Source organism: Prochlorococcus marinus XMU1411 (assembly GCF_017696075.1).
Lineage (GTDB): Bacteria > Cyanobacteriota > Cyanobacteriia > PCC-6307 > Cyanobiaceae > Prochlorococcus_A > Prochlorococcus_A marinus_V.
In genome coordinates, this window is the sequence record NZ_JAAORI010000002.1 from 101345 (window position 1) to 124795 (window position 23451).

A 23451-nucleotide genomic window follows, 5' to 3' on the forward strand; every position below is an offset into this window, starting at 1 on the left:
TAAGTAATGAAAAATGATTTAAACTTAACAGATTTTTTAAAAGACGTATTTTCCACTTTCGATAAGAAAGTGGAGAATTCTGGATTAGTAAGTATCTGTGTTGAAATTCCTTGTATTGATTTATTAGAAATATATGAATTGTTTATAAATAAATATCCGTTTTCTTCATTTTGGGAGGAATCTGATGGTATTTCATATATTGCTTTCGAGAAATGTAAATATGTTACCTTGGATGGCCCAAAAAGATTTGAGGTGGCAAAAGAGTTTAATTCTGAGAATTTTAAAAATTTAATTAACTTAACTAATGAATCACATAATTCTGCACTTTCAAAAATAATTTATTTATTTTCTTTTTCTGAAAACTTGAATAATAAAAATTTATCTTCTGATGTCCCTAGTTTGGAGGCTATCTTACCAAAAATATTATTTATTAAAAGTGATAAGAATTGCTGGTTAAGAATCAATGGTCATGTTGAAGGTAAATCATCATTAAGAACATTAATTGAAGAAATTTGGACAATTAGAAATCAAGTTATTAATTCTGGCTCAGAATTAATAAAATCATCTGGCTTAAAAACTAGTTTTGATTTCCCTATTATTGATGATTTCTTGGACTCCTTAGAAATTTCTAATGCAAATTTGAAAAAAGTAGTAAATAGAGGAATTCAATTAGTAGAAAAAGGTATTCTCGAAAAGATAGTTTTAGCAAATAGGATTAAAATAAAATTTAAAAATAAATTAGATTTAGTAGAAATTTTAAAAAGATTAAAAAAGAATCATCCAAATACATGCAGATACGTTTGGAAAAGGAATGGTAAGGATATTTTGTTTGGAGCATCTCCAGAAAAATTATTTTCTTTCACTAAACCTAATTTAACTTTGGAGGCTCTTGCTGGAACTATCTCTACTAATTCAAATTTTAAGAAACTCCTAAAAAGTACTAAAGACTTAAAAGAACATAATTTCGTAACACAGTATTTGATTAAATGTTTAGAAGTTTCAAAGATAAAAAACTTTAAAAAAAGTGATATCAAGGTAAATTCATTTGGAGATATTTCTCATCTACAAACACTCATTTTATCTAAAGTTGAAAATATATGTCCTTTTGAATTGCTTAAAACCTTACATCCATCTCCTGCTATTTGTGGATATCCAAAAAATGCAGCTTTGGATTGGATAAACACTCTTGAGTCTTTTCCTAGAGGAAATTATGCTTCTCCAATGGGTTGGGTTGATGCATCAGGAAATGCATCATTTCTTTTAGCAATAAGAGGCGCAAGATATATTGAAGAAAATATTGAATTTACTGCAGGTTCAGGTATAGTTTCAGGCTCAGTTTTAGAGAAAGAAATAGATGAGATTAAATTAAAATTTGAATCTATAGTAAAACAAATATTTTTCGCTAAAAATACTAGATAATTTCCAATAATTTTTCAATAACTTCCTCTGAAACATTTTGATTGGATAAATTTTCTATTTCTCTTAAACCTGTTGGACTTGTTACATTAATCTCGCTAAGCATTCCATTTATTACATCAATACCTACAAAAAATAAACCTTCATCTTTAAAGTGTTGAGATAATTCTGAGCAGATACTTTTTTCTTTTTCTGTTAATAATGTTGGTTCAGCCTTTCCCCCCATCGCTAAGTTACTCCTAAAATCGCCGCCTTGTGGAATCCTATTTATAGATCCAATTGCTTCACCGTTTACGATAATTATTCTTTTGTCACCCTCTGTGACTTCAGGAATAAATTTTTGCATCATAACGGGTAATTCTTCTTGAGAAGTGATTAATTCAATGATTGATTTAATTCCTGGAGAATTTTTGTTTATCCTAATAACACCTTGACCACCTTTTCCTCCAAGAGGTTTTATGACTACTTCATTATTTATATTTGCAAAATTAATAAGATCTTTTACCTTACTCGCAACTATTGTAGGTGCCATTAAGTGACTGTATCTCAAAGCACCTAACTTTTCATTCCATGCTCTTAATGATGAAGGTTTGTTAATTACTTTTACTCCTTTTCTTTCGGCAACTTCTAAAAGATGGGTTGCATACAAATAAGCCTCATTTACAGGAGGATCTTTTCTCATCCAAATGCAATTAAATTCGGCGAGGGGGATGCAATCATTATCTTTGAAAGAAATCCAAGGATTGACTTCAACTTTTACGGAAGATGCCCATACTTCATCACCTCTAGCTTCAAGGTCTTGTGGAGTACAAATCCAGATTTCAATATTTTTTTTGGATGATGCTTGCATTAAAGCAGCAGATGAATCTTTTAAGGGATTTATATTTTTTATTGGATCTATTACGAATAGAAATTTCATAAGATCTAGTTTAATAATGGGTCTAATTTATTTTCATTTTCTAATGTGTAGAGATCGTCGCACCCTCCGATACCCTCGTTATCTATAAATATTTGTGGTAATGTTCTTCTACCATCAGCTCTTTCAATCATCAAAGCTCTGGCATCTTCGTCGCCATCTATTTTATATTCTGTAAAATTTATATTTTTTTTCTTGAGTAATGATTTTGCTCGAATACAGAATGGGCAATATTGCCAAGTATAAATTTCAACTTTGGACATTTTTTTAAAATAATACTTAGTTTATACTATTAAACAAAAGTGCCTGTTAAATTATAAATAACGATTAAATTCTATTTTGATAGATATTACAGATTTCAAAAAAGATCTTTCGGAACTAACAGAGCGCCTGGGTAATGCTCAGGATTGTCTTTGACGTACCAAGATTAAAAGCGAAAAGGAGAGAGTTAGAGCAGATTTCTGCTCAGCCTGAATTTTGGGAGAATCAAGAAGAAGCAAAAAAACAAATGTTAATCCTTGATGATGTTAAGGCACAACTTGAATTGTTGGATAAATGGAAAAATTTTATTTCTGATGCTAATGCCTCTCTTGAGCTTTATTCTTTAGAACCAGAAGAGGAAATGATTTTGGAATCCAAGCAGGGCTTAAAGAAATTAAGAGAGAATTTGGATAAATGGGAATTTGAAAGATTGTTATGTGGTGAATACGATAAGGAGGGAGCAGTAGTTTCTATTAACGCAGGTGCTGGTGGAACAGATGCTCAGGATTGGGTAGAGATCTTATTGAGAATGTATTCAAGATGGGCCGATAATAATCAAATGAGTTTAATTATCAATGAATTATCTCAAGGAGAAGAAGCAGGTATCAAAAGTGTGACTTTTGAAATTGATGGAAAATATGCATACGGATATTTACAACATGAAAAAGGAACTCATAGATTAGTAAGAATTTCTCCTTTCAATGCTAATGGTAAAAGACAAACCAGCTTTGCTGGGGTGGAGGTAATGCCAAAATTAGATGACAATATTTTACTTGATATACCTGAAAAAGATTTAGAAATTACAACAAGTAGATCCGGTGGGGCTGGAGGACAAAATGTTAATAAAGTAGAAACAGCGGTGAGAATTGTTCATTTGCCTTCAGGGATTTCAGTAAGATGTACACAAGAAAGATCTCAATTACAAAATAAAGAAAAAGCTATGTTACTTCTTAAGTCTAAACTACTTGTGATTGCTAAAGAACAACGAGCTGCAGAAGTCGCTGATATTAAAGGTGATATTGTGGAAGCTGCATGGGGCAATCAAATAAGAAATTATGTTTTCCATCCCTATCAAATGGTAAAAGATCTCAGGACTATGAAGGAGACTAACGACTTAGATAGTGTTTTAGATGGTGGACTTGAACCATTTATTCATGAATTATTACGCATGAATATTTCTTCTAAAGAATCTATTGAATAACTAATGAAAAATAAAAACGAAAATATAGAAAAAAAAGTTGCTACTCCAAGCTTTATAAAGCTTGCTATGCGAAATATGGTAAGGAAGGGTTCAAAAAGTATTTCTCATTTTTCAATAACCTTTCTAGTTTTAATTGGGATATTAATACTTGTAGCCACAATAGGTAAGCCTAATATTCCTTTATAAGAATGTATGACAGAAAAAATTTTTTCTGAAATTAATTTAGATTTGGTTTTTAAATGTAATGAATTTTCTCAATTTTCAAATAAGTTAAAAGATTCTAAAAATAAGCTTATTTTTGAATCTAATTTTTGGGAGAAAGTTTTTTTATCTTGGATAAAAATAATATTAAAAAAAGACGATTATAAATTGCCAAATTTCATTTTTGAAAAAAAATCTTTTTCATTAGGCTTACAGATAATATCTAATCAAGAAATTGCTTTTATGAACCAGAAGTGGATGCAAAAAAATGGACCAACTGATGTTCTATCTTTTCCAATCATTTCTGATGAATCTCTAAATAATTTAGATCATATAGAGTTGGGAGATATATTTATATCATTAGAGATTGCAATTGAGCAATCTTATGAATTTAAACATTCACTCTATAAAGAAATGCTCTGGTTGGCCAGTCATGGATTTTTACATCTTTTCGGATGGGAACATAATAATGATCTTGATTTAGAAAATATGTTAAATTTTCAGGAATATTTAATTAAAAAATTAGATTAAAAATCTATGGAAAATAAAATAAACTCTCTAAAAAATAGAATAGAATCATATAAAACTTCCAGTAATTTATTAAAAAGTTTTAAGTATGCTTTTAGTGGAATTAGTTACGTATTAAAAACTTCAAGAAATTTTAAAATTCAATTAATTTTTGCAGTTACAAGTTTAATAATTGGTTTTTTACTGCAAATTAGTCATAGTAATTATGTAATTTTGATTGCCACAATTATGTCTGTTTTAATATTAGAAATATTAAACACATCTATTGAATCAATAGTTGATTTAGTAGTGAAAAAAGAATTTAGTAGTTTGGCTAAAATTTCAAAAGATACTTCTGCAGGAGCAGTGTTATTAGCTTCCATTAATTCTGTTATTATTGCTTTATATATTTTTGTTCCTAAAATTAAGTTTTTATTTGAATCTATATAAATATGTTTCTTGTTATTGATAATTACGATAGTTTTACATATAACCTTGTTCAATATTTAGGAGAACTTTCTGTTGAGCATGAAATAACTAGAGAATTAATAGTTAAAAGAAATGATGAAATTACTTTAGATGAAATTATCAAACTAAATCCTAGTGGCATCCTATTATCCCCAGGTCCTGGTAATCCAGATCAATCTGGAATTTGTCTGCCAATACTAAAAAAATTATCTAAATATATTCCGACATTAGGAGTTTGTTTAGGGCATCAAGCTTTGGCTCAAGCTTATGGAGGTAAGGTTATAGTTGGGAAAGAACTTATGCATGGTAAGACGTCCAAAATATTTCATAATCAAAAAGGTTTGTTTAAAGATATCGAGACTCCATTTGTGGCGACTAGATATCATAGTCTTATAGTTGATTCAACTTCATTACCAACTTGTTTCGATATAACTGCGACTTTAGAAGACTCAACTATTATGGCTATTTCTCACAAAGAATATAAGCATTTACATGGAGTACAGTTTCATCCTGAAAGTGTATTGACACAATTTGGTCATAAATTAATTAGTAATTTTCTAAAAATGGCTGAACAAAAGTAAAATATAAAAAAAATAATAATATGATTTCTCAAATTAAAAACATTTTCTTTTTTATATTATTTAGCTCTTGTTTACCTACCTCATTATTGGCAAGTAATTTAGTAATAAAAAGTCTTGGACATAGTAGTTTCTTAATTAATAGTGCTGAAAAATCGATTCTTATAAATCCCTTTAAAGCAATAGGTTGTGCAAGCAATTTAAAAGAGCCAAAAGAAGTCAACGCAGATTTTATTTTGGCTAGTTCTAGGCTTCCAGATGAAGGATATAATCCTAATAACCAATTAATGTTTGTAGAGCCAGGAATATATCAATTTGAGGATATTTTATTAAATGGAATTTCCGTCCCACATGACAGAGTAGATGGAAGAAGAATTGGGATGGCAACTGTCTGGAGTTGGAAGCAGAATGATCTTAAAATTGTTCATATGGGAGGCGCTGCTGGTGATATTGATATCAATAGTCAAATTACTTTGTCTAGTCCAGACATCTTATTTATTTCAATTGGAGGAGGAATAAAATCTTACGATGGGTTAGAAGCATCAAGAATAGTTAAGATCTTAAAACCAAATGTAGTTATTCCTGTTCACTTTGCTCGTGGCAAAAAAATTAATAAAGAATGTGATTTCTCAAATGCTGATTTGTTTATCGAAAATATGAAAAATTTTAAAGTAAAGTATGTTGGAAAAGATTTTCAAATAAAACCTAAAAGAATTGATCAAAATATAATTTATATTTTTGGTAATTAATTTATTAAATCTAAGACCTTGTAATTGTCCCAGAAAAAAATCATTTGTTCTTTAGTTCCAATACTAACCCTTATTGACTTACCAATATCTTTTTTGTTTTCCATACTTCTGATAAGAATACCTTTTTCTCTCATCTGTTGTATTAAAATTTTAGGATCTTTTTTTGGCCAAATTAAGAAATAATTACCACCACTAAAATGAGTTCTGATTTTTGTTGATTTAAATTTATTTAAAATCCATTCCCTTGCTTTTTTTACTTCTAAAACATAATTATCAATATATGATTTGTCTTTAAGTGCTGCTAATGCTGCCGTTATAGCAAAGCTATTTACATCATATGGTCCTGTAACTTTATTAATGTAATTAATTAAATTTTTATTGCCAAAAGTAAAACCTATTCTTAAACCAGCTAAACCAGCTGTTTTTGATAGAGATTGGATTATTAGTATATTTTTATTCTTTTCAAAATCTATCGATTCAAGAAGACTATCTCCATTAAATTTTTCATATAGTTCATCAACAATTATCAATGAATCCTTTTTGATATTCGCTAAGTTAATTATCTCTTGAGCACTTAAAATTGTTCCTGTCGGATTATTTGGATTACAAATAAATATTAACTTTGGATTATACTTTATAATTTTTTCACTAAATTCATTTATGGGAAATAGAAAATTTTCTCCAATGTAAGAACAAGTTATTTTCTTCATTCCTCGCATTTCTGAACAAGGAGAGTAGTAACCAAAAGTTGGATTCGTGGTTAGAAATATTTGATCTTTTTCTCCAAAGCAATTGAAGATTGCATTGATTGCTGCATCTGCTCCATTGAAAATTCCTATTTCATTATTATCAAATTTTCTTGCATCAAGATATTTATCACATAAAAATTTTTTTAATAAATTATATTCTGGATAAATTGAAATCTCATTTAATTTTATCGCTTGTAATGCCTTAAAAACATTAGGACTTGGACCTAAAGTATTTTCATTAAAGTCTAAGCGGAGTAAATTTCTTCTATTTTCTAAAGGTGCAGAGTAAGACTGCATATTTATTATTTCTTCTCTTGGTCTTGGGAAAAGATTATTTAATTGATCAAAATCATTCATTACATTCTTTCTAAAGTTTCAATTCCTAGAAGCTCTAAGCTTAATTTTAGTATTTTTGCAGTTAGATCACATAAATTAAGTCTAGAAATTTTTATATATTTTTCTTCTTTGAGTATTGGCACTTGATCATAGAATCTATTAAAAGTCTGACATAGCTCAAACAGATAATTGCATAATCTATTTGGCATTAAGTCTTTTTCAATAGATATTATGACTTCATCGAACTTAAGTAATTTTCTGATAAGTTTCCACTCAGCTTTATGTTCATAATTTGTATATTGAAAATCTTTAGAGTCATAAACAAAATCATTTTTTCTTTTAATTCCTGCAATTCTCACAAGTGTATATAACAAATAAGGAGCCGTATTACCATTTAGGGAAAGCATTTTATCAAAACTAAATTGATAATTTGTAATCCTATTTTGGCTTAAATCTGCATACTTAACAGCTCCTAATCCAATTATTCTTGAAGTATTTGCAATAAAATCTTCTGTCTCATAACGATTTTCATCTTCTAATCTTTTCAATAAATCTTCTTTTGCTCTTCTAACTGCTTCTTTTAATAAATCTTTTAAACGTATTGTTTCACCTTCCCTTGTCTTTAGTTTTTTGCCATCAATTCCTTGAACTAAACCAAAAGGGACATGGTCTACTTGGCAATTGTCTGGGATCCATTTTGCTTTTTTTGCAACTTGAAAAACTCCAGCAAAATGATTTGTTTGTCCATGATCAGTTACATAAATAATTCTCGAAGCATCATCCCCATTAGGAGGTTTATTGAATCTGTATCTTATGGCAGCAAGATCTGTTGTAGCATAGTTAAAACCTCCATCTTTTTTTTGAATAATTAGCGGTAAAGGCTTGCCTTCTTTATTAGTCATCCCATCTAGAAATACACATTTTGCTCCTTGATCTTCTACTAATATTTTTTTAAAATTCAAATCCTCAATTACTGATTTTAAGAAGGGATTATAAAAAGATTCACCTCTTTCTTCTATTTTTATTTTTAAATTTTTATAGATTTCATCAAATTCTTTTCTAGATTGATCACATAATAATTTCCAAGCTTTAATCGATTTAATATCTCCACTTTGTAACTTAACTACTTCCTCTCTAGATCTTTTTTGGAATTCATATTCATTATCAAATCTTTTTTTTGATTCTTTATAAAATTCAACTAAATCACTTATTTTAATTTTGCCTATCTCCTCTAAGTCATTTGAATATAAATCTTTGAGCTGAGTAATAAGCATTCCAAATTGCGTGCCCCAATCGCCAACATGATTTAGTCTTAATACTTGATAACCTCTTAACTCGAAAATTCTGGATATTGAATCTCCTATTATTGTTGATCTTAAATGCCCTACATGCATTTCTTTAGCAATATTAGGACTAGAAAAATCTACAATGATTTTATTTGATAAGCCACTATCTAAATCTTTTTTAATTTGAGGTACTCCACCCCTTTGGCATTGAATATTTGATTTAATTGCATTTATTAGAACTTCATCTTTTAATTTTATATTTATAAATCCAGGTCCAGCTATTTCTAGACTCTTACATAATTTTCCTATGCTTTTATTTTTATTTAAAAGGTTAATAAAATCATTAGAAATATCTCTTGGGTTCTTTTTATATATTTTAGATAAACTTAAACAAATATTACATTGATAATCACCAAATTCTTCTTTTGATGATTGTGTAATTAAATTTTTTCTAAGAATTTCGAATTCTCTTTCTTTATGATTTTTTTTAAGACTATCTAAAAGAGTTTGTTCGAAATTATTTGTTAATTCTTTAAAAATGATTAGCATTATTTATTCAATTATTTATCTATATGATTAATTAATATAACGCATACTTAAATCAATCCAATCACTTTTGGTAATAGAAGAACTTGTTGAAATCAAATCAATACCTTTTATTAGATATTTACTAATTTCTTTAGGGTTTATTCCAGAAACTTCTATTATCAAATTTTTATTGACTTCTTTTTTTAGGCTATTAATTGATAAATCTCTTAATTCTTGAACGCTTTTTTTGATTGTTTCAGGACTAAGTTCATCTAATAAGACACTATCCGCTCCTGCTAATACTGCTTCTTTTGCCTGTTCGATATTTTCAGCTTCAATTATGATATGAGTTGTAAAAGGCGAATTTAGGCGAATTTTTTGTACTGCATTCTTAAGATTATCTGTCCATGCAATATGATTTTCTTTGATCATGGCAGCATCGTATAATCCCATTCTATGATTCACTCCACCTCCGCATTTGAATGCATATTTTTCAAATATTCTTAAGCCAGGAGTCGTTTTCCTAGTATCTGCTAATTTTATATTTGTGCCTTCTAATTTATCTATGAGATTCTTTGTATATGTTGATATTCCAGATAAATGCATTGCTATGTTTAAGCTGATCCTTTCAGTAGCGAGTAAACTTTTTGAAGGTCCATATATTTCTAAGAGTTTTTGATCTTTAACAAATTTATCTCCATCAGAGATATTAAATTTTGAACTGATTTTTAAATCAATTTTTTTAAAAATTTCTTTTATAATTTCAACCCCACAAAATATACCCTCCTCTTTTGCAATCCAATATGCATTACCATTCTCTTCTGTAATAGAGGGACTTGTAAGATCTCCTCTACCTATATCTTCATCGATCCAATTATCAATGATCTTACTTATTATTGGAGTATTTAAATCCACTAAACTAAAAAATAATTAATTAATAAAAATTCAACTGAAGTTAGAGAATTAACTATAGATCACTATGTAATTTAACTCAAATTTATTTACCAATACAAAATTTAGAAAAAATATTATCTAGGAGTTCCTCTGTTAATTCTTGACCAGTTATTTTAGATAAGTTTTGAATTCCGTCTCTCAGTTCTATTGATAATAAATCAAATGGCAATTTATTTTTAATGATTTCATCAGTATCATTTAAATTAGATAGGCAAGCAGACAAATTTGTTAGATGTCTTTCGTTTAAAAATATATTGATATTTTCTACTTGTTTTAATCCACATTTTTTTATGATTGTGTCGATTAATAATCTTTCACCATTATTATTCTTAATGCTCATGAGAATTGTATTTTTTAACTCATTTGAATTAATATTTTTGCAATCAATTAAATCTTTTTTATTGCCCAAAATAGTAATTAATTTTTCTTTGGGGATTTTTTCTATTATTTTTTTGTCTTCTTCATTAAATCCTTCTTCAAGACTATAAATATAAATTATAAAATCTGACTCTTTAATTTTTCCAAAACTTTTTTTAATTCCTATACTTTCAATTTGTTCATGAGTTTCTCTTATTCCAGCAGTATCAATTATTTTCATTGGAATATCATTAATAGTTAAATTAACTTCAATAACATCTCTAGTTGTTCCAGGAATATTAGTTACGATTGCTTTCTCTTTTTTTGCAAGTAAATTTAATAAAGAGCTTTTGCCAACATTTGTTTTACCTATAAGCGCAATGGATATTCCATTGTGAATATATGAATTTCTTTTGGCATTTTCTATTAGTAATTCTATTTTTTCTTTTACTTTTTTAATGTTTTTTAGATATTTGGTGTAATCAAAATTTGTAAACTCTTCTTCAAAATCAACTCTCGCTTCTATTTCGCAAAGTTGATTTATAAGGTCATTTTTAATATCATTAATTTTTTTCTTTATTTCTCCTTGAAGCCCACTAAAAGCTAACTCTGCTGATTTTGTATTGCTTGCATTAATTAATTGATTAATCGACTCGGCTTGAGTAAGGTCTATTTTTCCATTAAGAAAAGCTCTTTGACTAAATTCTCCTGGGTTTGCAAGTCTAACTCTAGAATTACTAGATAATAATCTCTTTAGAACTTTATTCACTATGATAATTCCTCCATGGCAATGAAGTTCAACAACATCCTCTCCTGTGAAGCTATTAGGTGATTTCATTACTAAAATTAAAACCTCATCTATAAATTTATTTTGTTTATTTTCCTGAATAAAACCATGAAAAACTCTATGTGATTCCCATGCATATTTAGATTTAGTTTTAACAATCTTTTTGCAAGAATTTATTGAGTCTTTCCCTGATACTCTTATTATTGCAACTCCTCCTTTCCCTATACTTATAGCTGAAGCAATTGCGGCTATCGTATCTTCTGTAGTAACTATCGAATCCATCTCTCGCTTTGTTATGGATAATTAAGTAAGATTATCAAGAATTTTGAAATTTTCTTTCTGAATGAGATTTAAAAGAGATATTACCTATAAGAAAATTCTATCATTATTTAGGAATCAGAATGGAAGTCCTTTCTTTAATGCTAAAGGTTTAGCTATAGGGGTATTTAGTGGCTGTTTTCCTTTTTTTGGGTTTCAGACTTTAATAGGGGTATTTTTAGCGAAAATAGCCAAGGGAAATATTATTCTAGCTGCAATTGGTACATGGATTAGCAACCCTTTTACTTATATTCCACTTTATTATTTTAACTATAAAGTTGGTTCGATTTTTTTAAATAATTCTTCTAATAAACTTCTTGAAAAAAGTTTAGTTATTGATGACTTATGGAAACAAGGTAGAATTTTTTCCCTAAAATTACTATTAGGTTCATCTTGTGTAGGTATTTTACTGGCTTTTATTTGCGGCAGTATTGTTTTCTTTATCTACAAGATAAAAAGTAAAAGTTAGTTTGATCTTATTTTAAAATTAACTTTGTCCAACTCTGGCAATATCTAAAACATCTGCCATTGATTTAATTTGTTCAATTGTTTTGTGAAGTTGATTATAACTTTCAAGACCTACACAAAGATTTATAATAGCTGGTTTACCGTAAGCAGTTTTAACATTGGCATCGCTTACGTTTATACCTTTATCAGATAACCGCATAAGAATATCTTTAAGAACTCCAACTCTATCAATTACTTCTATTCGTAGCTGAATTGGAAACTTATTATCACCAGTTTTATTATCTTGATTCCAACTAACAGGTAATCTTCTCTCTATTGGAATTGGTATTACATTTTCACAATCTTCCCTATGTATGGTTATCCCATGGTTGCCGAGCGACACAGTTCCAATAATATCCTCGCCTGGGAGTGGGGTACAGCATTTACCTATTCTGTAATCAAGACCTTCTATCCCAGAAATTGGTGATTTAGCTGCAGTATTAGATTTATTATTGGATAAATTACTATTACTTTTCAGAGATTTTGCAATTTCAGAGTCTGAATCATTTTTCACATCTTCTGTCTGTAATTTTATTTCTTCTCTTAGTCTGTTTAATACTTGATGCAAAGTTAAACCACCAAAACCAAGAGATGCAAGAAGGTCTTCAGTAGTTTTTAAATTGCATCGATTTGCAACTTTTTTCATGGCTTCACTAGAAAGTAATGCTTCAAAACCGTTTCTACCTACTTCTTTTTCAAGTAAATCTCTACCTCTTTTAATCGTTTCGTCACGATGGCTTTTCTTATACCATTGGCGAATTCTATTTTTAGCAGTTGGCGTAACTACAAAGTTCAGCCAATCCAAGCTTGGAGTAGCATTATTACTTGTCAAAATTTCTATGAAGTCACCATTTTGAAGTGCTGTAGATAATGGAGAAAGCTTTTCATTAATTCTTATTCCATTACAGTGATTTCCAACTTCAGAATGAATTCTGTAGGCGAAATCTATCGCGGTAGATCCTTTCCTTAAACCAACAACATCTCCTTTTGGAGTGATCACAAATACTTCTTCATCAAATAAATCTTCTTTAATTGAAGCTAAATAATCATTATGATCCCTTTCATTACCTTCTTGTTGCCATTCTACTAATTGTCTTAGCCAATTAAATCTCTCGGCATTACTTTTAGCGGGAGAACCACCCTCTTTATATTGCCAATGAGCGGCAATACCATATTCAGCAATTTGATGCATCGAAGTAGTTCTAATTTGAACTTCAATAGGTCGATGTCTTCCAATAACAGAAGTATGTAAGGACTGGTATCCATTAGGTTTTGGTAATCCTATATAGTCTTTAAATCTACCTGGAATTGGTTTGAAAGTATCATGAACAACTGCTAAAGCTCTATAACAACTATCTGAATTGTCGACGATAATTCTTAGGGCAGCAACATCATAAATCTCGTGAAATTGCTTTTGTTGTCTTTCCATTTTGCTCCAGATGCCATAAAGATGTTTTGGCCTCCCTGTTATTTCAAAATTTTTCAAACCTGCTGAAACCAAGTTTTCCTTCATAAGATTCAAAGTTACTTTTAATCTTTTTTCTCTATCACTTCTTTTAACAGCGATTTGATCTTTAAGATCTTGATATTCTTTAGGCTCTAGGAATTTAAAAGCTAAATCTTCTAATTCCCATTTAAATCTGTTTATTCCTAGTCGATTAGCTAATGGTGCATAAATCTCTCTTGTTTCTCTCGCTATTCTTAGTTTTTTCTCATCATTTAGCCATTCAATTGTTCTCATGTTATGAAGTCGATCTGCAAGTTTTACTAAGACAACTCTGATATCGCTGGCCATAGCCAAAAACATTTTCCTAAGATTTTCAGCTTGTGCTTCGGTCCTATTGTTAAAGTGAATGCCTCCTAATTTTGTTACACCTTCCACAAGTATTTTTACTTCTAATCCAAAATTTGTTTCTATTTCGGATAAATCAATTCCAGTATCTTCAACAACATCATGTAAAAGGCCTGCAGCAATAACAGATGAACTAGCACCTATTTCTTTGAGGAGATTTGCAACAGCAACTGGATGGATAATGTATGGCTCGCCGCTCGCGCGGAATTGTCCATCATGAGCTTTATAAGCAAGTTTAAAAGCCTTTACTATAAGATTTTGGTTCTCATCATTTTCTTTATTTGATTTTTCAAAATTATGAATATCTTTAATAAGCCAATCGGGAATTTTTATTTGATAATTTAAAGATTCACTTTCATATTTTTTATTTTCAGGCAAAATAGTTTTGGAAACTTCAATTTCGTTTTTTTCTTTTGAATTTGCAGCTGCCTCGGTCATTTTATATTGCTTTAGATGTATTTTATTTAGGTCTAGAAAAATTGGCTATAAATCATGGGAAAAAATAAAGAAAAAATTATTGTAGTTAAAAATCTGACTGTTAAATATGGTCTAAAGCAGCAACCTATTATCAAAAATTTTAATTTGGAAATAGAAAGTGGCGATCATTTGGCCATAATAGGACCTTCTGGATGTGGAAAGACCACTTTTGCAAAAACATTAGTAAATATATTGCCTGAAAAGGCAACTTCTAAAGGGTATCTATCGATTTCTAGTGTAGATCCTAGGAAAATAAATAACAAAGATGCACAATTATTTAGAAGAAAGAATTTTGGATTTATTTATCAAGACTCTATAAAAAAACTTAATCCGCTAATGAGAGTTGGGGATCATTTATATGAATTATTTAAAACACATGATCAAACTAAATCATCTTTAGCTATTAAAAAATTAGTAAGAGAAGTTTTTCAAAAAGTAGGAATTGAAGAAAGTAAACTTGATTCTTTCCCACATCAATTTAGCGGTGGAATGAGACAGAGAGTTTCTATAGCAATGGCACTTGCTTTGAAACCTAAATTATTAATAGCTGATGAACCTACAACAAGCTTAGATACCAAAACAAGTTTTGAAATTATGCAAGAAATAATTAATCTATGTAATGATTTTGATACAACTTTAATTTTAATTAGTCATGATATTAATCTTGCAGCAAAATGGTGTAAAAAAGTTGCAATAATTGAAAAGGGATCGATTGTTGAAAAAGGGAATATATTAGATATTTTTCAATCACCAAAATCAGATATTGGGAAAAAGTTAGTAAATGCTTCAAAAATATTATTAGAACCAAATACTAAAAATAATTCTCGAGATCATGTCGTTCTAGAGGTAAATAACCTAAGACATTGGTATAAATTAAATTCTTCAATTTTCATTACTAAATGGAATAAGGCTTTAAATGAAGTTAGTTTCAAGTTATATGAGAATGAGACTCTTGGAATTGTTGGTTCTTCAGGGAGCGGTAAAAGTACATTATGTAGGGCTTTAATTGGACTCCTTAAAGTAAGAGGTGGTGAAATAAAAATTTATGATAAAAATCATGCATTGAAAAAAAATAAATCTTTTAAAAAGAACAATAATGTGCAAATAATTTTTCAAGATCCTTTTTCAAGTTTGAATCCGAAAATGACAATTAAAAATATTTTGGAAGATATATTTTTTATTAAAAAAATTTCAGATAAAAGAAAAATCGAAAAAGAAATAAAATTAATGTTAAGAAATTTAAATCTTCCCTTAAATAATGATTTCTTTAATTCTTATCCTAGTCAATTATCTGGTGGTCAATTGCAAAGAATCTCATTAGCCAGAGCGCTATTGTTGAAACCAAAAATTTTGATTTGTGATGAGAGCGTTAATATGTTGGATGCTTCAGTAAAAATAGAAATTCTTGAATTACTTAGAGTCTTGCAAGAAAAAATGAATTTAACGATTATCTTTATTACTCATGATTTAGGCATTGCTAAAAGATTTTGTGATAGGTTGCTAGTTATGAATCACGGAAAGATAGTTGATGAAGGAGAAAGTTCTACAATATTCACTAAAACTCAAAACACGTATACAAAATCGCTACTAAATTCCTCTTTAAATCTTATTTAACTTTAAGTACACTTAGTAATTTTTGAAAATCTAATGGTAATTCTGATTCGAATATCATTTCTTTACCATTTATTGGATGTATAAGTCCAAGCTTAATGGCGTGTAAAGCTTGGCCATCTAATTTACATGGTAGTTTTTTACATCTTCCATATAACGGATCACCCACAATTGGATGATTAATGTGAGCGCAATGTACTCTGATTTGATGCGTTCGCCCCGTATCTAGTTTGAAACTCATTAATGAGTAATTGCCAAATCTTTCTTCTAATTTCCAATAGGTACAGGCATACCTTCCTGAAGTTTCTTCAACTACTTTATATTTCAACCTATTTAATTTATCTCTGCCAATGTATCCCACTATTTGGCCTTCTTCAGAATTAGGTGCTCCATGAATTACCGCAATATATTCGCGTGATGCTATTTTTTCTTTAATTTGTTTCTGGAGATTTACTAATGCCTCTTGGCTTTTTGCAACTACCATGCATCCGGAGGTATCTTTATCTAATCTGTGAACAATCCCAGGTCTTAGTTTCCCATTAATTCCAGGAAGATCTTTACAGTGAAAAAGTAATCCATTCACTAAAGTTCCAGATTTGTGTCCAGGGGCTGGATGAACAATTAGTCCTGATTGTTTATTAATTACTATGATGTGCTCGTCTTCAAAAAGGATATTTAAATCCATTTTTTCAGGTTTCAAATAAATAAGAGGTTCTGGAGGAGGCATCCATATTTGAATATTGTCACCATTTTTTAATGGGGTCTTTGCTTTCGCGGTCTTATAGTTTACAAGTACTAAACCTGAATTTATAAAATGTTGAATTCTTGCTCTACTTTGTTCTGGCCTTTTACTTACCAACCATCTGTCTAGCCTCATAGGAAGAGGTAGCTCATAAGTAATTTCTATAAGCTCACCTTCTCCAATGCCGAAAGAATTTTGATTATTTAATTCCATAGTGGGACTTCTAAAGCAATTTTACCCAGCATTTGATTTCTATAATCTTCCAATAACTTATGAGACATTCTCCTTTTATTGCCTGAGGTATGTTTTGAAGCTGCTTCGTCGATCCAAGCAGAAGGACTATTAAAGCCTTTGGTAATATCAACTCCATATCTATTAGATATTTGTTTAACTGAGATATTCGCATTCTTATCTTTGTTGAGAGTGGATATAATTTTGATAAATCCAATTGCGACACTTTCTATTTCATAAGCAGCTTCACCAATATCATCACAGAGTGCAAGTTTAAGTGCTGATTTTTGATCTTCTAAATTTGGAGGTATAACACCAGGAGCATCTAGCAGATCTATACCACCTTCTAATTTTATCCATCTTAAATTACGAGTCACGCCTGCTTTCCTAGCGCTATCTACAACTCTTTTTTTTGCAATTCTATTAATTAATGCTGACTTTCCTACGTTTGGAAAACCAAGTGTAAGGGCTCTAATTGGCCTAATTAGCATTCCTCTTGAGAGTCTTCTATCGTCGATTGACGACCTAGAATCTTTGGCTGACTTACAAATTTCTTTAATCCCTATTCCTCTTTTAGCGTCACACCAAAGAGGATATTGATCTTTAGCATTAAACCATTTATTCCAACTATTGATTGTATTAGGGGAGATCATGTCTGATCTGTTAATAACAAGAATATGTTTTTTATTATTTATCCATTTATTTAAGTGAGGATGTCCTGTTGACAAAGGAATTCGTGCATCTCTAACTTCTATAACTAAATCTACTTTATTGATAACTTCAGATAATTTCTTTTCTGCTTTTGCGATATGGCCTGGGTACCATTGGATTTTGGGTATGTCCACTTCAATAAATTAAATAAAATTTTGTATTCCTTTTAGTTTTTATAAGTTTCAAAAGTATTTACTTCTAAAGTTTAGTATAAATTTAATGACTAAAAAAATTTTTATAATCGTTAATTCTTAAAATTTATTAAGGCATAGGTAACAGTAACTACTTTTTAACCCAATAAGCCCAAATTAACGTTAGGGTCTTGAGATTATAAATATAGCTTGTTTAATGTCAAAATTATCTCTTTCCAGTCTTGATAAGACACATTTAGAAGGAAAAAAAGTTCTTGTAAGAGTAGATTTTAATGTTCCATTAAATGAAGATGGTCAAATAACCGACGATACGCGTATTCGTGCAGCAATCCCAACTGTTGAATATCTTATTAATCATTCTGCAAAAGTTATTTTAGCTGCTCATTTTGGTAGACCAAAGGGTCAGGTAAATGAAAAAATGAGATTAACTCCAGTAGCAGCAAGATTAAGTGAATTGTTGGGGCACAATGTTTCTCTTACTAACAGTTGTATTGGTGATGAAGCAGTTGCACAATCAAATAAATTATCTAATGGTGATGTTCTTTTACTTGAAAATGTTCGTTTTTTTGGTGAAGAGGAAAAGAACGACCTGGAGTTTGCTAAAAAATTAGCATCACATGCAGATATGTATGTAAATGATGCTTTCGGTGCTGCTCATAGAGCGCATGCTTCAACTCAGGGTGTTACAAATTATTTAAGTCCCTCAGTAGCTGGATTCCTTTTAGAAAAAGAATTGAAATACCTACAAGGAGCTGTAGATTCCCCAAAGCGTCCATTGGCAGCAATAGTTGGAGGATCAAAGGTTAGTAGCAAAATAGGAGTACTTGATTCTTTACTAGATAAGTGTGACAAAATCATGATTGGTGGAGGTATGATTTTCACTTTTTATAAAGCTAGAGGTTTAGATGTCGGAAAGAGCCTTGTAGAAGAAGATAAACTCGAGCTTGCTAAAGATTTAGAAGCAAAAGCAAAAGCAAAAGGAGTAGAATTATTATTACCTACTGATGTTGTTTTGGCTGATGAATTTTCTCCTGATGCCAATAGTAAAATATCTCAAATTGATGCAATTAGTGGGAATTGGATGGGTCTAGATATTGGTCCAGATTCCATTAAGGTTTTTCAGAATGCTCTCGCAGAATGTAAAACAATTATTTGGAATGGTCCAATGGGAGTTTTTGAATTTGATAAATTTGCAGACGGTACAAATGCAATAGCTACGACTCTTGCGGACTTAAGTGCTTTTTCTGAAGTTTGTACAATAATTGGTGGTGGAGATTCAGTTGCAGCAGTTGAAAAAGCAGGATTAGCTGAAAAAATGTCTCATATATCTACTGGAGGTGGGGCTAGTTTGGAACTTTTAGAAGGTAAAACTTTACCAGGTGTTGCTGCGTTAAACGACGCTTAGGCTATATCTTATCAACTATATCAATGCTCTTTGTGAAAGTAATCATTCCTTCAGGATGAGCTATGATTCCTGACCAAATTTGTATCCCTGGTTTTGAAGGTGCTCTTGTAATTTTAAAAATCCCACCTGACGCCAATGGCTCCAATAATATTTCTTGTTCAAACAATGAATTAACTTGATGAGGTTTTATAGCTCCAGCAATAATCACTTCTTCAAGAGGCTTATTTAAAATTATATCGATATCGTATTTTGAACCAGTAAGAACTCTATTAGGAATTTTAAAACTAATATCTATTTTTTTATTATCGTTTCTTATTGTGGTGAATAAATTTTTGATAATCCCTTCATTTATTTTCCCATTTACGATTGAAAATAAATAATCAAATTTGGATTCGAGTATATATATTTCTCCATTAACTATTTTTTCCCCAGAAACTTTTATTCGCAAAATATCTTCATCTGGAATTTTAGGTTTTAATCTTTTGATCTTCCATTTACTGTTAGGGAAATCATTAATAATCTTTGAAAATTGTTTTGGTATATTTTGGCTTTCTTCATTTCTAAAACTTTTTCTAAAGAATTCTAAATCTCTTGCATTTAAGGAGTTTTCTAGATTTCTTATAAAATCAACTTTTAAAGTTTCCGTTATTGCTGAATAGGGAATAATAAGATAAACAAATAAGTAGAGAAGAAATCCTATATTTTTGAATAAGTTTAAATTAAACATATTAATGATTGGTTATTTTATTCTACTATTTTAGGTTTTTATGTCTAAAAAAAATAATTTATTAGTTGCAGCCAGTGGGACAGGGGGGCATATTTTCCCAGCCTTAGCAGTTTCTAAAGAGGTGGAAGATGAATGGAATATTCATTGGTTGGGTGTTAGTCAAAGACTTGATGCAAATTTTATTCCCAAAAAATATAATTTGAGGACTTTGAATATAAAGACACCAAGAAAAAATATTTTTTTGTTTTATCAATATATAGAAATTTTAATGTCAACTTTTCAAATAATTAGGATCTTAAAAGAAAAAAAAATTAACTTAGTTTTTGCGACTGGCGGTTATATATCAGCACCTACTATTGTTGCTTCAAAACTTCTCAGGATACCTATCATTATTCATGAATCAAATGTAATTCCAGGAATGGTCACGAAATATTTTGGTTTTTTATGTAACTATGTTCTTTTAGGATTTAAAGAAACAAATTCGTATTTAAAAAATTGTAAAACTATTTTCACTGGAACACCTTTAAGAGAGCAATTCTATAAATTTAATTTTTTGCCAGAATGGGTTCCAAAAGGAAATGGACCTCTTTTGATTGTTATGGGAGGTAGTCAAGGAGCAAAAGCTATAAATCAAATTCTTTATGAATCTTTAGAATTTTTAATAAAAAAACAGTTTCGTATAGTTCATATTGTTGGTGAATCTAATCAACAACCTGTTCATATAAAAAACTCCAAGAATTATATTCAAAAGAAATTTACTAATGAAATTGCAGCTTTAATTCAAAACTGTGATCTTGTAATATCAAGATCTGGTGCAGGGACAATCAATGAACTAATAGAGGCTGAAAAACCTTCAATTTTAATTCCATATCCAGATTCTAAAAATAATCATCAGGAGAAAAATGCAATGATTCTTGCTGAAAGTGGAGGCTCAATTTTAATCAATCAGAATAAAATTTCTAAAGAAGTTTTTGAAGAAACTCTAGAAAGAATTTTTAAAATAAAATCAAAAAGGGAAAAAAATCATTATGAAATATTAAATCTAATGAAGAAGAACATGGAAAATAATAATAAAATTAAATCTAAAAAAGAGATTAAAAAATTTATTAATTATTTTTTAAAGGAATTCTGAATTTCTTTACATAAAAGAGTGTTATTTTTCTTATTTTGCAAGCTTATCCTTGCCCACTTTTCGTCAAGAAATCTAAATGAAGTGCATTCTCTAAGCAATATTCCCTTATTTTCCAAGTATTTTATATTTGGAGACAAGGATGTTTTACTTTCTATTAAAAAAAAGTTGGTTGAAGAATTATGAACTTTAAGGTTCTCTATTTTTGATAATTTTTCAAATACTCTTTTTTTTTCAATATTTATCCAGCTGTGAATCTGTTTTGTCCACTGTTCATAGAATTTCTTATTACTTAGTAGATCAATTCCTGCTTTAATAGAAAATGAATTTAAAGGCCAAGGATCTCTGTTGATTTCCCATTGTTTTAGTATTTTCGATGAGCCAATAACGTAACCTAATCTAAGACCAGGAATATTGAAGATTTTGGTTAAGCTTCTCAAGACTAATAAATTGTCAAATCTTTGGGTTAATGGTATTAAAGATTCTTTCTCTCCATTTGGTGTTATCGATAAGAAAGCTTCATCACAGATAACTAATTTATATTTTTTTACAACTTCCTCCAATGAATTCTTTTCCCATAATTGGCCGGTAGGGTTATGTGGATTTGTTATCCAAATAACATCACCTTTTGGATGCAGCGGAAATGATTGAGGAAAAATATCATTCCAGTTTTTTGGTAATTCGCAATTTATAAAATTGCTATTCCAACAATTTAAAGATCTTTCATAATCAACAAATGATGGAGAAGGAATACAACTTATTCCAAATTTGGATGCTTCATAACCTGCCCAAGTTATCAGTTCAGAAGCTCCATTTCCAGGCAATATATTGTCTGGGTTTATCCCATGAAATTTACCGATTATTTCTTTCAGATCATTCAAGTTTCTCTCTGGGTAATATCTGAATCCAAGATTCTTAATTCCAGCATTTAATGAATCTATTAGTATTTGAGGTGGATCAAAGGGTACTAAAGAGGCACTTGCGTCAATAATTTCAGAGGGTAATAAATTTAATTTTTTTGCATTTGCATATACATTTCCTCCATGCTTTAAGTTTGATATTCGCATGGCTAATGTTGAGTTATCATTAGTTTTCGGATTGTTCATTATTCATTTTCTAATTTTTATTTAACCCATTTTAAATCTGATCCAATGGCCTCTTTTATATTAGATAATTGATGTTTATTGAGTTGCTTTAAAATCCCTTCAAGTATATTGGGGACTAATTGTGGGCCTTTATATATCCATCCAGTATAAAGTTGAATTAATGATGCTCCAGAACAAATTCTTTCCCAAGCCGACTCTGGACTATCGATTCCTCCAACGCCAATTAAAATAATCTTTTTATCAATATTATGAATATGTTTTATTATTTGATTTGCTTTTTTTTGTAGAGGCTTTCCACTTAATCCTCCATTTTCTTCAGAAAGTAATAATCCTGTTTGCCTGATCTTCCTATTTTCAAGACCTAATCTATCTATGCTGGTGTTAGTAGCAATTATCCCATCGATATTTTCCTCAATTATTAACTGGCAAATATCTTCAATATCTTTAAGACTTAAATCTGGCGCAATTTTTACAAATAATGGTGGACAATTAGGTAAGTTTTTAATTTCTCTAAGAAGTTCTTTTAGAAGAATCGGATCTTGCAACTTTCTTAATCCTTCAGTATTTGGAGAACTTACGTTTATTGCTGCATAATCACAATATGGAATTAATAATTTTAGAGAAGTTAAATAATCATCTTTTGCATGAGATAAATCTGTAATTTTAGACTTGCCAAAATTTATCCCTAAACAAATATTCTTTCTATTTTTTTTAAACTCAATTCCTTGTTCTACAAAGTTTTTAACTAGATTTTCAGCACCATTGTTATTAAAACCCATTCTATTTAATGCTGCTTCTTCCTCCGCTAATCTAAACAACCTTGGTTTAGGATTTCCATTCTGAGCAAATTTGGTTACTGTACCAAGTTCGGCAAATCCAAAACCAAAATCTTTCCATACATTTGCAGCATTTCCATTTTTGTCAAAACCGGCAGCTAAACCAATTGGATTACAAAAATTTATACCACATATGCTCTGAGTTAACCTTTTATCAACTATAGAAAATTCTTCATTTATATTTTTTAAGATAGATGAAAATACAGGCCAATTATATTTTCTTGAACTGAATGATAAAAGGCTAAGAGATAAATTAGTTAAGTATTCTGCATCAATTCCAGAGTCTCTTTTTAATACAGGGGTAATCAAGTTTTTATAAAGATTTTTAAATACCCCTTTTTGTTCATTCATAA

23 protein-coding genes are annotated in these 23451 nt (G+C 29.6%); 11 read left to right on the forward strand and 12 right to left on the reverse strand.

The window, feature by feature from the left end; genetic code table 11:
• Positions 1–6: 6 nt before the first annotated feature.
• Positions 7–1419, forward strand: coding sequence for a chorismate-binding protein (locus HA145_RS00975; protein WP_209127465.1), 1413 nt, complete (start codon positions 7–9; stop codon positions 1417–1419).
• Here the strand turns inward: HA145_RS00975 and gshB are convergent.
• Both gshB and grxC read right to left on the reverse strand, forming a co-directional pair.
• Positions 1412–2335, reverse strand: coding sequence for a glutathione synthase (gene gshB / locus HA145_RS00980; RefSeq protein ID WP_209127466.1), 924 nt, complete (start codon positions 2333–2335; stop codon positions 1412–1414). The genes HA145_RS00975 and gshB overlap by 8 nt on opposite strands.
• A gap of 5 nt (positions 2336–2340) precedes the next feature.
• Positions 2341–2595, reverse strand: a complete 255-nt coding sequence (grxC, locus tag HA145_RS00985; RefSeq protein WP_025925864.1) for a glutaredoxin 3 — start codon at positions 2593–2595, stop codon at positions 2341–2343.
• A gap of 76 nt (positions 2596–2671) precedes the next feature.
• Here grxC and prfB point away from each other — a divergent pair.
• The 6 genes from prfB (at position 2672) to HA145_RS01015 (ending at position 6297) form a co-directional block, all read left to right on the forward strand.
• Positions 2672–3794 (forward strand): peptide chain release factor 2 gene (gene prfB, locus HA145_RS00990; RefSeq protein ID WP_209127467.1). Its coding sequence is split into 2 segments (ribosomal slippage): positions 2672–2746 and positions 2748–3794, totalling 1122 coding nucleotides; the frame shifts between segments, so codons are not numbered across the junction.
• A gap of 3 nt (positions 3795–3797) precedes the next feature.
• On the forward strand, positions 3798–3980 hold the full coding sequence (locus HA145_RS00995) for a DUF3285 domain-containing protein (RefSeq protein ID WP_209127468.1): 183 nt from the start codon (positions 3798–3800) through the stop codon (positions 3978–3980).
• A gap of 6 nt (positions 3981–3986) precedes the next feature.
• On the forward strand, positions 3987–4526 hold the full coding sequence (gene ybeY, locus HA145_RS01000; RefSeq protein ID WP_209127469.1) for an rRNA maturation RNase YbeY: 540 nt from the start codon (positions 3987–3989) through the stop codon (positions 4524–4526).
• A gap of 6 nt (positions 4527–4532) precedes the next feature.
• Positions 4533–4952 carry a diacylglycerol kinase family protein gene (locus HA145_RS01005; RefSeq protein WP_209127470.1) on the forward strand — a complete coding sequence of 140 codons (420 nt, stop codon included), beginning with the start codon at positions 4533–4535 and terminating at the stop codon, positions 4950–4952.
• Between the two features lie 2 nt (positions 4953–4954).
• Entirely contained in the window at positions 4955–5551 is a 597-nt protein-coding gene (locus HA145_RS01010) for an anthranilate synthase component II (protein WP_209127471.1), read from the forward strand.
• Between the two features lie 20 nt (positions 5552–5571).
• Positions 5572–6297, forward strand: coding sequence for an MBL fold metallo-hydrolase (locus tag HA145_RS01015; protein WP_209127472.1), 726 nt, complete (start codon positions 5572–5574; stop codon positions 6295–6297).
• Here the strand turns inward: HA145_RS01015 and HA145_RS01020 are convergent.
• The 4 genes from HA145_RS01020 to mnmE all read right to left on the reverse strand — a co-directional run bounded on the left by HA145_RS01020 (position 6294) and on the right by mnmE (position 11576).
• Positions 6294–7403 (reverse strand): pyridoxal phosphate-dependent aminotransferase, encoded by a 1110-nt coding sequence (locus HA145_RS01020; protein WP_209127473.1) that lies wholly within the window; start codon positions 7401–7403, stop codon positions 6294–6296. The genes HA145_RS01015 and HA145_RS01020 overlap by 4 nt on opposite strands.
• Positions 7403–9217, reverse strand: a complete 1815-nt coding sequence (gene argS, locus HA145_RS01025) for an arginine--tRNA ligase (protein ID WP_209127474.1) — start codon at positions 9215–9217, stop codon at positions 7403–7405. The genes HA145_RS01020 and argS overlap by 1 nt, the downstream gene beginning before the upstream one ends.
• Positions 9218–9244: 27 nt before the next feature.
• Positions 9245–10111 carry a carboxylating nicotinate-nucleotide diphosphorylase gene (gene nadC / locus HA145_RS01030; protein ID WP_209127475.1) on the reverse strand — a complete coding sequence of 289 codons (867 nt, stop codon included), beginning with the start codon at positions 10109–10111 and terminating at the stop codon, positions 9245–9247.
• Between the two features lie 82 nt (positions 10112–10193).
• Entirely contained in the window at positions 10194–11576 is a 1383-nt protein-coding gene (mnmE, locus tag HA145_RS01035; RefSeq protein ID WP_209127476.1) for a tRNA uridine-5-carboxymethylaminomethyl(34) synthesis GTPase MnmE, read from the reverse strand.
• A 61-nt stretch (positions 11577–11637) separates the two neighbouring features.
• Here mnmE and HA145_RS01040 point away from each other — a divergent pair, with 61 nt between their 5' ends.
• Positions 11638–12081 carry a DUF2062 domain-containing protein gene (locus HA145_RS01040; protein WP_209127477.1) on the forward strand — a complete coding sequence of 148 codons (444 nt, stop codon included), beginning with the start codon at positions 11638–11640 and terminating at the stop codon, positions 12079–12081.
• An 18-nt stretch (positions 12082–12099) separates the two neighbouring features.
• Here the strand turns inward: HA145_RS01040 and HA145_RS01045 are convergent, their stop codons facing one another.
• A complete protein-coding gene (locus HA145_RS01045; RefSeq protein WP_209127478.1) occupies positions 12100–14409 on the reverse strand; it encodes a RelA/SpoT family protein in 2310 nt (769 codons plus the stop codon).
• Positions 14410–14463: 54 nt separating this feature from the next.
• Between HA145_RS01045 and HA145_RS01050 the strand changes: the two genes are divergently transcribed.
• Positions 14464–16062: an ABC transporter ATP-binding protein gene (locus HA145_RS01050; RefSeq protein WP_209127479.1), complete on the forward strand. Its 1599-nt coding sequence runs from the start codon at positions 14464–14466 to the stop codon at positions 16060–16062.
• Here the strand turns inward: HA145_RS01050 and HA145_RS01055 are convergent.
• Together HA145_RS01055 and ylqF are read right to left on the reverse strand one after the other, a co-directional pair.
• Positions 16055–17014 carry an RluA family pseudouridine synthase gene (locus HA145_RS01055; protein ID WP_209127480.1) on the reverse strand — a complete coding sequence of 320 codons (960 nt, stop codon included), beginning with the start codon at positions 17012–17014 and terminating at the stop codon, positions 16055–16057. The genes HA145_RS01050 and HA145_RS01055 overlap by 8 nt on opposite strands.
• Positions 17005–17877: a ribosome biogenesis GTPase YlqF gene (ylqF, locus tag HA145_RS01060; RefSeq protein WP_209127481.1), complete on the reverse strand. Its 873-nt coding sequence runs from the start codon at positions 17875–17877 to the stop codon at positions 17005–17007. Before ylqF ends, HA145_RS01055 begins: the two co-directional genes overlap by 10 nt.
• Before the next feature lie 214 nt (positions 17878–18091).
• Here ylqF and HA145_RS01065 point away from each other — a divergent pair, with 214 nt between their 5' ends.
• Positions 18092–19300 carry a phosphoglycerate kinase gene (locus tag HA145_RS01065; protein ID WP_209127482.1) on the forward strand — a complete coding sequence of 403 codons (1209 nt, stop codon included), beginning with the start codon at positions 18092–18094 and terminating at the stop codon, positions 19298–19300.
• A gap of 1 nt (position 19301) precedes the next feature.
• Here the strand turns inward: HA145_RS01065 and HA145_RS01070 are convergent, their stop codons facing one another.
• Positions 19302–20027: a hypothetical protein gene (locus HA145_RS01070; protein WP_209127483.1), complete on the reverse strand. Its 726-nt coding sequence runs from the start codon at positions 20025–20027 to the stop codon at positions 19302–19304.
• 40 nt (positions 20028–20067) lie between these two features.
• Between HA145_RS01070 and murG the strand changes: the two genes are divergently transcribed.
• The gene (murG, locus tag HA145_RS01075) at positions 20068–21159 is read left to right on the forward strand and encodes an undecaprenyldiphospho-muramoylpentapeptide beta-N-acetylglucosaminyltransferase (RefSeq protein WP_209127484.1); all 1092 of its coding nucleotides are present in this window, start codon (positions 20068–20070) and stop codon (positions 21157–21159) included.
• On the opposite strand, the gene HA145_RS01080 is transcribed toward murG, so the two are convergent.
• Both HA145_RS01080 and HA145_RS01085 read right to left on the reverse strand, forming a co-directional pair.
• Positions 21138–22262: a pyridoxal phosphate-dependent aminotransferase gene (locus tag HA145_RS01080; protein WP_209127485.1), complete on the reverse strand. Its 1125-nt coding sequence runs from the start codon at positions 22260–22262 to the stop codon at positions 21138–21140. The genes murG and HA145_RS01080 overlap by 22 nt on opposite strands.
• A 17-nt stretch (positions 22263–22279) precedes the next feature.
• Positions 22280–23449, reverse strand: a complete 1170-nt coding sequence (locus HA145_RS01085; protein WP_209127486.1) for a quinone-dependent dihydroorotate dehydrogenase — start codon at positions 23447–23449, stop codon at positions 22280–22282.
• Positions 23450–23451: the final 2 nt, after the last annotated feature.